The sequence below is a fragment of the Pseudomonas sp. AC172 genome (assembly GCF_979258595.1).
The window spans coordinates 953339-966801 of the sequence record NZ_OZ409868.1 but is presented as its reverse complement, the minus strand read 5'-3'; the positions used below and the strand labels follow the sequence as shown (position 1 = coordinate 966801).

General features: G+C 59.4%; 14 protein-coding genes and 1 pseudogene. 14 read left to right on the top strand and 1 reads right to left on the bottom strand.

All coding sequences use genetic code 11. The features are described 5' to 3' along the window. The first annotated feature begins 7 nt into the window (after positions 1–7). The 9 genes from ccoO (ACZ0A4_RS04500) (at position 8) to ACZ0A4_RS04460 (ending at position 6667) form a co-directional block, all read left to right on the top strand. The gene (ccoO, locus tag ACZ0A4_RS04500) at positions 8–616 is read left to right on the top strand and encodes a cytochrome-c oxidase, cbb3-type subunit II (protein ID WP_463573242.1); all 609 of its coding nucleotides are present in this window, start codon (positions 8–10) and stop codon (positions 614–616) included. A 3-nt stretch (positions 617–619) separates the two neighbouring features. Next, complete coding sequence (locus tag ACZ0A4_RS04495) at positions 620–817, top strand: cbb3-type cytochrome oxidase subunit 3 (RefSeq protein WP_008082033.1); 198 nt, start codon at positions 620–622, stop codon at positions 815–817. After that, positions 814–1767, top strand: coding sequence for a cytochrome-c oxidase, cbb3-type subunit III (gene ccoP / locus ACZ0A4_RS04490; RefSeq protein WP_463573240.1), 954 nt, complete (start codon positions 814–816; stop codon positions 1765–1767). Before ACZ0A4_RS04495 ends, ccoP (ACZ0A4_RS04490) begins: the two co-directional genes overlap by 4 nt. Positions 1768–2250: 483 nt before the next feature. Further along, positions 2251–3693, top strand: a complete 1443-nt coding sequence (gene ccoN / locus ACZ0A4_RS04485) for a cytochrome-c oxidase, cbb3-type subunit I (protein WP_463573238.1) — start codon at positions 2251–2253, stop codon at positions 3691–3693. Continuing rightward, positions 3693–4301 carry a cytochrome-c oxidase, cbb3-type subunit II gene (gene ccoO, locus ACZ0A4_RS04480; RefSeq protein WP_007917161.1) on the top strand — a complete coding sequence of 203 codons (609 nt, stop codon included), beginning with the start codon at positions 3693–3695 and terminating at the stop codon, positions 4299–4301. The genes ccoN and ccoO (ACZ0A4_RS04480) overlap by 1 nt, the downstream gene beginning before the upstream one ends. 5 nt (positions 4302–4306) lie before the next feature. Continuing rightward, positions 4307–4492 (top strand): CcoQ/FixQ family Cbb3-type cytochrome c oxidase assembly chaperone, encoded by a 186-nt coding sequence (locus tag ACZ0A4_RS04475; protein WP_003175465.1) that lies wholly within the window; start codon positions 4307–4309, stop codon positions 4490–4492. Then, positions 4489–5472, top strand: coding sequence for a cytochrome-c oxidase, cbb3-type subunit III (gene ccoP, locus ACZ0A4_RS04470; RefSeq protein WP_093431872.1), 984 nt, complete (start codon positions 4489–4491; stop codon positions 5470–5472). The genes ACZ0A4_RS04475 and ccoP (ACZ0A4_RS04470) overlap by 4 nt, the downstream gene beginning before the upstream one ends. 521 nt (positions 5473–5993) lie before the next feature. Next, on the top strand, positions 5994–6248 hold the full coding sequence (locus tag ACZ0A4_RS04465) for a type II toxin-antitoxin system Phd/YefM family antitoxin (RefSeq protein WP_191630901.1): 255 nt from the start codon (positions 5994–5996) through the stop codon (positions 6246–6248). Further along, positions 6248–6667, top strand: a complete 420-nt coding sequence (locus ACZ0A4_RS04460; RefSeq protein WP_463573235.1) for a PIN domain-containing protein — start codon at positions 6248–6250, stop codon at positions 6665–6667. Before ACZ0A4_RS04465 ends, ACZ0A4_RS04460 begins: the two co-directional genes overlap by 1 nt. Positions 6668–6706: 39 nt before the next feature. On the opposite strand, the pseudogene ACZ0A4_RS04455 reads toward ACZ0A4_RS04460, so the two are convergent. Beyond that, positions 6707–7413, bottom strand: a pseudogene (locus ACZ0A4_RS04455) (metallophosphoesterase family protein). Between the two features lie 499 nt (positions 7414–7912). On the opposite strand from ACZ0A4_RS04455, the gene ccoG reads away from it, so the two are divergent. From ccoG to ACZ0A4_RS04430, 5 genes are all read left to right on the top strand, one after another. Further along, positions 7913–9328 carry a cytochrome c oxidase accessory protein CcoG gene (gene ccoG / locus ACZ0A4_RS04450; protein WP_463573233.1) on the top strand — a complete coding sequence of 472 codons (1416 nt, stop codon included), beginning with the start codon at positions 7913–7915 and terminating at the stop codon, positions 9326–9328. Between the two features lie 11 nt (positions 9329–9339). Then, complete coding sequence (locus ACZ0A4_RS04445; RefSeq protein ID WP_463573231.1) at positions 9340–9879, top strand: FixH family protein; 540 nt, start codon at positions 9340–9342, stop codon at positions 9877–9879. 192 nt (positions 9880–10071) lie between these two features. Further along, positions 10072–12522, top strand: a complete 2451-nt coding sequence (locus ACZ0A4_RS04440) for a heavy metal translocating P-type ATPase (RefSeq protein WP_463573229.1) — start codon at positions 10072–10074, stop codon at positions 12520–12522. 24 nt (positions 12523–12546) lie between these two features. After that, a complete protein-coding gene (gene ccoS, locus ACZ0A4_RS04435) occupies positions 12547–12759 on the top strand; it encodes a cbb3-type cytochrome oxidase assembly protein CcoS (RefSeq protein WP_016984738.1) in 213 nt (70 codons plus the stop codon). Then, complete coding sequence (locus ACZ0A4_RS04430; RefSeq protein WP_016984739.1) at positions 12752–13435, top strand: sulfite exporter TauE/SafE family protein; 684 nt, start codon at positions 12752–12754, stop codon at positions 13433–13435. The genes ccoS and ACZ0A4_RS04430 overlap by 8 nt, the downstream gene beginning before the upstream one ends. Positions 13436–13463: the final 28 nt, after the last annotated feature.

Sequence of the window (13463 nt, the reverse complement as noted above, 5' to 3'; positions counted from 1 at the left end):
GTCCGCCATGAAACACGAAACGATTGAAAAGAACGTCGGCCTGTTGATGTTGCTCATGGTCTTCGCCGTGAGCATCGGTGGCCTGACCCAGATCGTCCCGCTGTTCTTCCAGGACGTCACCAACAAACCGGTGGAAGGCATGAAGCCCTACACCGCGCTGCAACTGGAAGGCCGCGACATCTATATCCGCGAAGGCTGCGTCGGTTGTCACTCGCAGATGATCCGGCCGTTCCGCGCCGAAACCGAGCGCTACGGGCACTACTCGGTAGCGGGCGAAAGCGTGTGGGATCACCCGTTCCTCTGGGGCTCGAAGCGTACCGGCCCGGACCTGGCCCGGGTCGGCGCGCGCTACTCGGATGACTGGCACCGCGCGCACTTGTACAACCCGCGCAACGTCGTACCGGAATCGAAAATGCCGGCCTACCCATGGCTGGTCACGCAGGCGGTCGACAGCAGCCACACCGAAACCAAGCTCAAAGTCATGCGCACCCTCGGCGTGCCGTACACCGACGACGACATCGCCGGCGCAGTGGCCAGCCTCAAGGGCAAGACCGAAATGGACGCGCTCGTCTCTTACCTGCAAGTGCTCGGCACTGCGATCAAGAGCAAGAGGTGAGCCATGGTCATTGAAATGAGTGCAGGCCTGATTCGCGGCCTCGGCACGGTCGTGGTGTTCGTCGCCTTCGTTGGTTTGACGCTTTGGGTGTTCAACCGCAAGCGCACCCCGGAGTTTGCCGAAGCACGACTGCTGCCGTTCGCCGACGAACCGCAAGCCGAAACAACCCAAGCAAATGAGACAAGGAGTACCCGGCCATGACCACCTTCTGGAGTACGTGGATCTGCGTACTGACCATCGGCAGCCTGATCGGCCTGACATGGCTGCTGATCGGCACCCGTCGGGGCGAAACCAAGGGCAGCGTCGACCAGACCATGGGCCACAGCTTCGACGGCATCGAGGAATACGACAACCCGCTGCCGCAGTGGTGGTTCATGCTGTTCGCTGGCACGCTGGTGTTTTCCGTGGGCTATCTGATCCTCTATCCGGGCCTGGGCAACTGGAAAGGCATCCTGCCGGGTTACGAGGATGGCTGGACCGGGGTCCACGAGTGGGAAAAGGAAATGAACAAGGCTGATGCCAAGTTCGGCCCGATCTTCGCCAAATTTGCCGCCATGCCGGTAGAGGAAGTGGCGAAGGACCCTCAGGCGCTGAAAATGGGTGGCCGTCTGTTCGCCTCCAACTGCTCGGTGTGCCACGGCTCCGACGCCAAGGGCGCGTTCGGTTTCCCTAACCTCGCCGACAGCGACTGGCGCTGGGGCGGCGACGCCGACACCATCAAGACCACCATCATGGGTGGCCGGATGGCGGCGATGCCGGCCTGGGGCGAAGTGTTGGGCGAGGCCGGGGTGAAAAACGTGGCCGCCTATGTGCGTCACGAACTGGCCGGTCTGCCATTGCCCGCCGACAGCAAGGCTGATCTGCAAGCCGGACAGCAGGCGTTCAGCACTACGTGCGTCGCCTGTCATGGGGCAACCGGCCACGGCACTGAAGCCATGGGCGCGCCGAATCTGACGCACCCGGCCGGGTTTATCTATGGCACCAGCCTGACCCAACTCGAGCAGACCATTCGCCATGGTCGTCAGGGTCATATGCCGGCGCAGAATGAGCTGTTGGGTAACGATAAAGTGCAATTGCTCGCCGCTTATGTGTACAGCCTGTCGCAAGGATTGAATACAGAAAAACTTATTACTGAAGACAACAAGAAGTAATCATTGCGTACATCTCTGCCGCACCTTTCTCGGTGCGGCAGCATCCCGCCCCTTTGCGACGCATTGTCGCACCCCTTCACACCCTCTCCTTTCGGTTCCTCTGATTCGGGTCTACGCTTGCTCGATGCGGACTGGCTTGTGCCGGTTCCAGGTCAACGCTGACTGATGTGTTCCGCGAACCGGCTGACTGATGTGGCCGCAAACGCCGGTAGATACCGGCTGTCGTGCCATTTACCGTCCGTTACCCGAACCGAGCGTTTGAACACACCCCCGTTACAAGCGACCTGAACCCCTCGCTTTTTTCGTCCGCTGCGACATTTTGTCCGAGGCCGATTTTGTCCTTACGCGGCGCATGGAAAGGCCGCAGAATCAGCGTTGGAAAGCATTGACCCAGGTCATGGCGCGTTGCAATGACCCCCTGCTCTCTGCATACTTGCGGCCGATTTTAATCCTAATAAAACACCCAAACCGTGGAACCTTAGAATGAGCACAGCAATCAGTCCGACTGCTTATAACTATAAGGTAGTCCGCCAGTTCGCCATCATGACGGTGGTCTGGGGGATCCTTGGCATGGGGCTCGGTGTCTTCATCGCCTCGCAACTGGTCTGGCCGGAATTGAACTTCGGTCTGCCGTGGACGAGCTTTGGACGCTTGCGCCCGTTGCACACAAACCTGGTGATTTTCGCCTTCGGTGGTTGTGCACTGTTTGCCACTTCCTACTATGTCGTACAGCGAACCTGCCAGACGCGACTGATCTCCGACAGCCTCGCCGCCTTCACCTTCTGGGGCTGGCAAGCGGTGATCGTCGGCGCAATCATCACCTTGCCACTGGGTTACACCACCACCAAGGAATATGCAGAGCTGGAATGGCCGATCGCCATTTTGCTGGCCATTGTCTGGGTCACCTACGGTTTGGTGTTCTTCGGCACCATCACCAAGCGCAAAACCAAGCACATCTATGTGGGTAACTGGTTCTACGGCGCGTTCATCGTCGTCACGGCGATGTTGCACATCGTCAACCACATGTCGCTGCCGGTGAACCTGTTCAAGTCCTACTCCGCCTACTCCGGCGCGACGGATGCGATGATCCAGTGGTGGTACGGCCACAACGCGGTGGGTTTCTTCCTGACCACCGGTTTCCTCGGGATGATGTATTACTTCGTGCCGAAACAGGCCGAACGTCCGATCTACTCCTATCGCCTGTCGATCGTGCACTTCTGGGCATTGATCACCCTGTACATCTGGGCCGGCCCGCACCACTTGCACTACACCGCACTGCCGGATTGGGCACAATCGTTGGGCATGGCGATGTCGATCATTCTCCTGGCGCCAAGCTGGGGCGGCATGATCAACGGCATGATGACCCTGTCGGGCGCCTGGCATAAGCTGCGCACCGACCCGATCCTGCGTTTCCTCGTGGTGTCGCTGGCGTTCTACGGCATGTCGACCTTCGAAGGGCCGATGATGGCGATCAAGACCGTCAACTCGCTCTCGCACTACACCGACTGGACCATCGGCCACGTACACGCTGGCGCTCTCGGCTGGGTGGCGATGATCTCGATCGGCGCGATCTACCACATGATCCCGCGCCTGTTCGGTCGTGCGCAGATGCACAGCGTCGGCCTGATCAACGCGCACTTCTGGCTCGCGACCATCGGTACCGTGCTGTACATCGCGTCGATGTGGGTCAACGGCATCACTCAGGGCCTGATGTGGCGTGCAATCAACGATGACGGCACCCTCACCTACTCGTTCGTTGAAGCGCTGCAAGCCAGCCACCCGGGTTACATCGTGCGTGCCTTGGGCGGAGCTTTCTTCGCCAGCGGCATGTTCCTGATGGCTTACAACGTATGGCGCACCGTGCGCGCCTCGAACGCTGTTGAAGCTGAAGCCGCCGCCCAGATCGCTGTCGTTGGAGCTCACTGATGAAGCATGAAGCTGTCGAGAAGAATATTGGCCTGCTGGCCTTCTTCATGGTCATCGCCGTCAGCGTTGGCGGCCTGACCCAAATCGTTCCGCTGTTTTTCCAGGACGTCACCAACAAGCCGGTCGAAGGCATGAAGCCGCGTTCGGCGCTGGAGCTGGAAGGCCGCGACGTTTACATCGCCAACGGTTGTGTCGGCTGCCACTCGCAGATGATCCGTCCGTTCCGCGCCGAAACCGAACGCTACGGCCACTACTCGGTTGCTGGTGAAAGCGTCTGGGATCACCCGTTCCTGTGGGGTTCCAAACGTACCGGTCCGGATCTGGCTCGCGTCGGCGGTCGTTACTCTGATGACTGGCAACGTGCGCACTTGTACAACCCGCGCAACGTGGTGCCTGAGTCGAAAATGCCGGCTTACCCGTTCCTCGTGGAAAACAAGCTCGACGGCAAGGAAACCGCCAAGAAAATGGAGGTCCTGCGCACCCTCGGCGTCCCTTACACCGACGAAGACATCGCCGGTGCTCAGGATGCCGTGAAGGGCAAGACCGAAATGGACGCGCTGGTGGCCTATCTGCAAGGCCTGGGCACCATCATCAAAAGCAAACGGTGAATTAGATGGATATCGGGATGATTCGTGGCCTGGGCACCGTTGTCGTGATGGTGGCCTTCATCGGTCTGGCGTTGTGGGTGTTCAGCCCCAAGCGCAAGTCGGAGTTTGAAGACGCGACCTTGTTGCCTTTTGCGGATGATCCCGAAGCCATCAAGCACGTCGAGCAAGCTTCTAGGAGTAACAAAGAATGACTACATTCTGGAGTCTGTACGTCACAGTCCTCAGTCTCGGTACGATCTTTTCCCTGACCTGGCTGCTGCTGTCGACCCGCAAGGGCCAGCGCAGCGAACAGACGGACGAGACCGTCGGGCACTCCTTCGACGGGATCGAGGAGTACGACAACCCACTGCCAAAATGGTGGTTCATGCTGTTTGTCGGCACCATCATTTTTGCCTTGGGCTACCTGGTGCTGTACCCGGGTCTGGGCAACTGGAAAGGCCTGCTGCCGGGGTACAACTACCTCGATAACGACAAGCAGACCGCGTTCGCCAACGGCCAGACCGGCTGGACCGGCGTGCATGAGTGGGAAAAGGAAATGGCCCGCTCGGACGCCAAGTTCGGTCCGATCTTCGCCAAGTTCGCGGCGATGCCGATCGAAGAAGTTGCCAAGGATCCGCAAGCACTGAAGATGGGTGGCCGTCTGTTCGCCTCCAACTGCTCGGTGTGCCACGGTTCCGACGCCAAGGGTGCTTACGGTTTCCCGAACCTGACCGACGCCGACTGGCGCTGGGGCGGCGAGCCGGAAACCATCAAGACCACCATCATGGGCGGTCGTCACGCGGTGATGCCGGCCTGGGCTGAAGTGATTGGCGAGCAAGGCGTTGCCGACGTCGCGGCATTCGTCGTGACCAACCTGGATGGCCGCAAACTGCCGGAAGGCACCAAGGCTGACCCGGCCAACGGCGGCAAACTGTTCGCCGCCAACTGCGTGGCCTGCCACGGTCCGGCCGGCAAAGGCACCCCCGCCATGGGCGCGCCTGACCTGACCCATCCGGGCGCTTTCATCTACGGTTCGAGCTTTGCGCAACTGCAGCAGACCATCCGTTACGGCCGTCAGGGCCAGATGCCTGCGCAGGAACAACTGCAAGGCAACGACAAGGTTCACTTGCTGGCGGCGTATGTTTACAGCCTGTCCCACGGTGAAAAAGCACCGGAAGCGAACGCCGAATAAGGCCAGCGCTTGAAACAAAAAAAGGCCCCGCCAACGTTGATTGGCGGGGCCTTTTTCATGCTGGCATTCATGCCTTGAAACGTTTGCTCAATAGACCTGAATCGCAGTGCCCTGTAGGTTTTTCTCACCCCCGATGAGCAGCATCGGGCCAACCTTCAAGGATGAAGCCCACATGTCAAAAAATGACGAAGCCACACAGCCCAATCAGCCTCAGCCCCATCACGACGATGGAGCCAAACCCGCACAAACGCCTGTACAACCCAAACGTTCTACGTCAACACAAACCGGTAACGGTAGCGGCCTTGACGGCCTCGGCGGCGGCCGATTGCCATGACAGACAGGGCAGCAAAACACAGCGAACATTTACCCGATATCCTGCGCCCCTGCTCCATGGCATGGACGCTTTCGCCGGTGCCGTTATGACAGTGATAAACCGATCGTCCGCAATCCACCTTTTCGATTGCCGCGCAAACCCCAAGGTAGTAACGTTTCTACACCCGAATCACTGGAGGCCGAAAATGATGGCCATCACGACTATTTCCAGCCGCGAATTCAATCAGGACACCAGTGCTGCCAAAAAAGCGGCACATCAGGGTCCGGTCATCATTACCGATCGTGGCAAGCCTGCCCATGTACTACTGAGCATTGAGGAGTACCAGAAACTGACCGGTAGCCAGACCAGCATCGTCGATCTGCTGGTTATGCCGAATGCGCCTGACATCGAATTCGAACCCGAGCGCGCCGTCATCACCCCTCGCAGCGTGGACCTGTCTTGATGTTTCTACTCGATACCAATGTCGTTTCCGAGTTGCGAAAACCCCAGGCTGACAAGCAAGTGGTGAGTTGGGCAAACAGTATCGCCCCGGCCAGCCTGTATTTATCGGCTATCACCCTGCTGGAGCTGGAAACCGGCATTCTGCGCATCGAACGCCGCGACCCGCCACAAGGAGGAATGCTGCGCAACTGGCTTGAGCGTCACGTCAAACCCGCATTCTCGGGAAGAATCCTCTCGGTCGATACCGTCGTCGCTACTCGATGCGCACAGCTGCATGTGCCTGATCGCAGCAATGAGTGCGACGCCTTGATCGCTGCCACCGCACTTGTACATGGGCTGACCCTGGTCACCCGTAACGTTGCGGATTTTCAACTCAGCGGCGTTCATTTGATCAACCCATGGATCGCCGCCAATCACTGATCGTAAAAAGCCCCGCCAGAGCACTGGCGGGGCTTTTTTTCATGGGTGTCGGGCAAAGATTGAATGCACCGGCGTGGTATCAATCAATGTTCGATTGCGCCACTGGTTGTTTTTCACCAGATAGATCTGCAACTGCGTGCGATCCTCGGTAAAACTGGCAACCAGATAGGTTTGTTGAGACGTACTGCCACTCAGGTACATGGGCACGCGGCCCTCCCAATAGGAATCGCCTCCATCCTTATGCAAATGGCCGGCGAAGATCGCCGTCACTTGATATTTGTTGATCATGTCGCGAAAGCGCTTCTGTTGTGCCTGGGTACCCTTGTGTTCCAACGGCTTATGCATATTGATGATGATGGCATAACCCGAAGCACGGGCCAGTCTGAGGTCCGTTTCGAGCCAGTCCAGTGCATCATTGATTTCAAACGTCGTCGGATTCAGTGGATGAGCAATGCGAGTCGTATAAGTATATCGCCGTTGATCATCAGCGGCACTTGGGCTTGCGCACCATGCTGCTTTCTGAAATCGGCAATACTCGCAAGCTGAGTATCAACCAGCCACTTGGAGCGAGCATCGAACTCCACGGTGGATTCGGCTTCCCGGTTATCTGTCTTGTCTGTCCATGGGTATTGAGTATCTGACGCAAAAACCATGTGTTTCGGAATTCCCGTTACAGCCTGAGCGGAGGCGACCGAAGCCAATAAACAAACACTCAGCAAAACGTTTGTAAACTTGTTAAAAGCCATACTTTAAATTCCATTTAAATTAATCAGTTGCACGCGAATACATTTCACGAAAACAAAACCCATTCAAAAAAACAGAAAACTTCAAAGCGCAAACGAAGAACAATCAATTAGATATATTTCAGTCGCAGTAAACCTGCTACATGTGTGAAATTAATTTTTTAAACATTCATCAGCAACGGTTGCCGTTGAAGCCTGAAGACCGCACCGTGCGTGCCCTCCCCATTTTTTGAGCGTGCGAAGGCAATGGCTTCGAAACGACCATCCCCTGACGCAATGGATTAGCCGGCACGGCAAAACCGTCCATACTCAACAAGTCAATTGACCTGCATCAGGTTTTGCTGCATTCGCTACACCATTCAGGTTTTTTACCCAACGCGACCAAAGGTCGCACCCTTGACCCAGAGCGACCGGCGTATCATTGCGCCACTGCAACACCCCTTTTTGACCCCGGTCGGCACGTATCGACCGAGGCATTTTTCCACTGCCGTGGGATGCAATGATGAGCAACCAGATTCCGGTACACGACGTCACACCACCAAGCAAAAACGCGAACAACAGCGTTGACCTTTACGCCTCTCGAGAAAAAATCTACACCCGCGCTTTCACCGGCCTGTTCCGCAATCTGCGAATAATGGGCGGCGCCGCCTTGTTCCTGCTGTATTTCGGCACGGTGTGGCTGAACTGGGGCGGTCATCAGGCCGTGTGGTGGAACCTGCCCGAGCGCAAGTTCTTCATCTTTGGCGCGACCTTCTGGCCGCAGGATTTCATCCTGCTGTCGGGCCTGTTGATCATTGCCGCGTTCGGCCTGTTCTTTATCACCGTGTATGCCGGGCGCGTCTGGTGCGGTTACACCTGCCCGCAAAGTGTGTGGACGTGGATTTTCATGTGGTGCGAGAAGGTCACTGAAGGCGACCGCAACCAGCGCATCAAGCTCGACAAGGCGCCGATGAGTGCCAACAAATTCCTGCGCAAAGCCGCCAAACATTCGATGTGGCTGTTGATCGGCTTTGTGACCGGCATGACCTTCGTCGGCTACTTCTCGCCGATCCGCGAACTGGTCTTCGAGTTCTTCACCGGCCAGGCGGATGGCTGGTCTTACTTCTGGGTCGGTTTCTTCACCCTCGCCACCTACGGCAACGCCGGTTGGCTGCGCGAGCAAGTGTGCATTTACATGTGTCCGTATGCGCGCTTCCAGAGCGTAATGTTCGACAAGGACACGCTGATCGTCTCTTACGACCCGCGTCGCGGCGAAAGCCGTGGCCCGCGCAAGAAAGGTATTGATTACAAAGCCCAGGGCCTGGGTGATTGCATCGACTGCACTATGTGCGTGCAGGTCTGCCCGACCGGCATCGACATCCGTGACGGGCTGCAAATCGAGTGTATCGGCTGCGCGGCGTGCATCGATGCCTGCGACAGCATCATGGACAAAATGGATTACCCGCGCGGGCTGATCAGCTACACCACCGAACACAACCTGTCCGGGCAGAAAACCCATAAACTGCGGCCACGCCTGATCGGCTATGCCGTGGTGTTGCTGGCGATGATCAGCCTGTTGGTTACCGCGTTCTTCATGCGCTCGCTGGTCGGTTTCGACGTCAGCAAGGACCGTGTGCTGTACCGCGAAAACGCTGAAGGCCGGATCGAAAACGTCTACAGCCTGAAGATCATGAACAAGGACCAGCGCGATCACACTTACGTGCTGGAAGCCGCCGGTTTGCCGGATCTGCGCCTGCAAGGCAAACGTGAGATCAAGGTCGCGGCCGGCGACATCGTCAGCATGCCGGTCGAGTTGTCGAGCGCACCGGAACAACTGCCATCGAGCACCAACGAGGTGAAATTCCTCCTCAAGGACGCCGATGACGACAGCGTCCACGTTGAAGCCAAGAGCCGATTCATCGGCCCACAAATCCGTTGAGAGAACTGAACATGCCCGCAGCAAACGCCGCAAGTCCCTGGTACAAGCACCTTTGGCCATGGATCATCATCGGGATTCTGGCCTGTTCGGTGACCCTGACGCTGTCGATGGTGACCATTGCGGTGAACAACCCGGACAACCTCGTCAACGACAACTATTACGAGGCTGGCAAAGGTATCAACCGTTCGCTCGACCGTGAATTGTTGGCGCAGAATCTGAAGATGCGCGCGGCTGTGCATCTGGATGACGTGACCGGTGAAGTCGATCTGCGCCTGAGCGGTGACAGCCAGCCGAAGACGCTGGAATTGAACCTGATTTCACCGACGCAGCCGGAGAAGGATCGCAAGATCGTTCTGACACGCAGCGAGACCGAAACCGGGCGTTATATTGGTCAATTGGGTGACAAGGTCGAAGGTCGCCGGTTTGTCGAATTGCTCGGCAGTCAGGATGATCACGTCTGGCGCATGTTCGAAGAAGAGCTGGTGAGCCATGACAAGGATCTGCTGCTCGGTGATGAGCCGCTGCAAGGTGCGGAAGACCTGAACAAATAAGCCAAGATCAGAAGCCCCTCACCCTAGCCCTCTCCCAGAGGGTGAGGGGACTGATCTCGAGCGTTTGCACGTTTTGTGTATGACAGTGAAAATCCAGTCTCACACCGATCGGCTCCCTCTCCCCCCGAGAGAGGGCTGGGGTGAGGGCAAGCGGACAACTCCAATGCAAGGGTTTACCCCCTCAACGATGCCATGACCACCCCACTCCCCTGCTACCACTGCGCCCTGCCCGTCCCTGCCGGCAGCCGCTTCACCGCCGTCGTGCTCGGGCAATCCCGCGAATTCTGCTGCCCGGGCTGTCAGGCCGTGGCCGAAGCCATCGTCGCCGGCGGTCTGGAAAGCTATTACCAACACCGCAGCGAAGCTTCCGCCAACCCCGAAGCATTGCCGGTGCAACTGACCGACGAACTGGCGCTGTACGACCGCCCCGATGTGCAGCAACCCTTTGTCCGCCACGAAGGCGAACTGGCCGAAACCACCCTGCTGATGGAAGGCATCAGTTGCGCCGCGTGTGGCTGGCTGATCGAGAAACACCTGCGCACGCTGCCCGCCGTGGCCGAAGCACGCTTGAATTTGTCCAACCATCGTTTGCACGTGCGCTGGGCCGACGCGCGGTTACCGCTGAGCCAGATCCTCGCCGAACTGCGCCACATCGGTTACGCCGCACATCCGTATCAGGCCGACCGCGCCAGCGAACAACTGGCCAGCGAAAACCGCCTGGCCCTGCGTCAACTCGGCGTGGCTGGACTGCTGTGGTTCCAGGCGATGATGGCGACCATGGCCACCTGGCCGGAATTCAACATCGACCTCAGCCCCGAGCTGCACACGATCCTGCGCTGGGTCGCGCTGTTCCTGACCACGCCGATTGTGTTCTACAGTTGCGCGCCGTTCTTCAAAGGTGCAATGCGCGATCTGCGCACGCGCCACCTGACCATGGATGTTTCGGTGTCGCTGGCGATCGGCAGTGCCTACATTGCCGGGATCTGGACCTCGATCACCGGGGTCGGCGAGTTGTACTTCGACGCAGTCGGCATGTTCGCTTTGTTTCTGCTCGCCGGTCGCTATCTGGAACGTCGTGCCCGCGAGCGCACAGCCGCCGCCACCGCGCAATTGGTCAATCTGTTGCCTGCCTCTTGCCTGCGCCTTGATTCCGCCGGCCAGAGCGAACGCATCCTGCTCAGCGAGCTACGCCTCGGTGAGCGGATTCTGGTACAGGCAGGCTCGATTCTGCCGGCAGATGGCAGAATCATCGACGGCCAGTCGAGCATCGACGAATCGCTGCTCACCGGTGAATACCTGCCGCAACCCCGCATGCCGGGCGATGCGGTGACCGCCGGCACGCTCAACGTTGAAGGCGCGCTGACCGTGGAAGTTCAGGCACTGGGACAGGACACGCGCCTGTCAGCCATCGTTCGCCTGCTCGACCGCGCCCAGGCGGAAAAACCGCGACTGGCAGAAATCGCCGACCGCGCCGCGCAATGGTTTTTGCTGCTATCGCTGATCGCCGCAGCGGCCATCGGCCTGCTGTGGTGGGAGCTGGATTCGTCGCGCGCATTCTGGATCGTCCTCGCCATGCTGGTCGCCACCTGTCCGTGCGCACTGTCGCTGGCGACACCGACCGCGCTCACTGCCGCCACCGGCACCCTGCACAAACTCGGCTTGCTGCTGACCCGTGGCCATGTGCTGGAAGGCCTGAATCAGATCGACACGGTGATTTTCGACAAGACCGGCACCCTCACCGAAGGCCGGCTGGTGCTGCGCTCGATTCGTCCACTCGCGGCGCTCGACAGTGATCAATGTCTGAGCCTTGCCGCCGCCTTGGAAAACCGTTCGGAACACCCGATTGCCCGCGCCTTCGGCCGTGCGCCGCTGGCCGCTGACGAAGTCCACAGCACGCCGGGGCTTGGCCTCGAGGGGTTGGTCGGCGGACAGCGCTTGCGCATCGGCCAGGCGGAATTTGTCGGCGCCCTCAGCGGCACTGCAACACCGTCGATGCCGGACGAGGCCGGCCAATGGTTGCTGCTCGGCGACACTCAAAGGCCACTGGCGTGGTTCGTCCTCGACGATCGCTTGCGTGACGACGCGCCCGCGCTGCTCGCCGCTTGCAAGGCACGCGGCTGGCGCACATTGCTGTTGTCCGGCGACAGCTCGCCGATGGTCGCCAGTGTGGCGGCCGAACTGGGCATTGATGAGGCGCGCGGTGGCCTGCGCCCGGACGACAAACTGCAAGTGCTGCAACAGCTGCACAAGGAAGGTCGCAAAGTGCTGATGCTCGGTGACGGCGTCAACGATGTGCCGGTGCTCGCCGCGGCGGACATCAGCGTGGCTATGGGTTCGGCCACCGATCTGGCGAAAACCAGCGCCGACGCTGTGCTGCTGTCCAACCGCCTCGACGCCTTGGTCCAAGCCTTCACCCTGGCGCGCCGCACCCGGCGGGTAATCATCGAGAACCTGCTGTGGGCCGCGCTGTACAATGGCCTCATGTTGCCGTTCGCCGCCCTCGGCTGGATCACTCCGGTGTGGGCCGCCGTCGGCATGTCGATCAGTTCGTTGACCGTGGTGCTTAATGCCCTGCGCCTGACTCGCCTGCCGAGTCCGCCGCCCGCCAGCACCCGCTCGCAAACCCGCCCGCTGCCGGCCTGAGCCGCGCGGGCGCCTGGAGTACCGATGCCAGCTCTCTACGTGATGATTCCGGCCGCCCTGCTGATCGTGGCCATCGCCGTGTACATCTTTTTCTGGGCGGTGGACAGCGGTCAGTACGACGACCTCGACGGCCCGGCGCACAGCATCCTCTTCGACGATCAGGATCCGAACCACACGGCGGCGGTGGACGAAGCCAACCCCAACAAACCGGACGACAAGGCCCCACCCCATGCTTGAACTGGCGCCCTTGCTGGTATCGGCATTGATCCTCGGCTTGCTCGGTGGCGGTCATTGTCTGGGCATGTGCGGCGGTTTGATGGGCGCGCTGACCCTGGCGATTCCCAAGGAACAGCGCAGCCGCCGCTTTCGTTTGCTGCTGGCGTATAACCTTGGGCGAATTCTCAGTTATGCCACGGCGGGCTTGCTGATCGGGCTCGCGGGGTGGGCGGTGGCGAACAGTCCGGCGGCGCTGTTCATGCGTGTGTTGGCCGGGTTGTTGCTGATTGCCATGGGTTTGTATCTGGCCGGCTGGTGGAGCGGGTTGACGCGCATTGAAAGTTTGGGGCGCGGGCTGTGGCGCTACATTCAACCCGTCGCCAATCGCTTGCTGCCGGTGTCGAGTCTGCCTCGCGCGCTATTGCTTGGCGCATTGTGGGGCTGGCTGCCGTGCGGACTGGTTTACAGCACGTTGTTGTGGTCGGCGAGTCAGGGCAATGCGCTGGACAGCGCGTTGTTGATGCTCGCCTTTGGGCTCGGGACCTGGCCGGTGCTACTCGCCACGGGCCTCGCGGCAGAACGCGTCACCGCCATTTTGCGCAAACGCAGCGTGCGCATGGCTGGTGGGTTGCTGGTAATTCTGTTTGGCATCTGGACATTGCCGGGGCCGCATCAACATTGGTTGATGGGCCATTAGATCGGCGGCGCGGCCTTCGCGAGCAAGC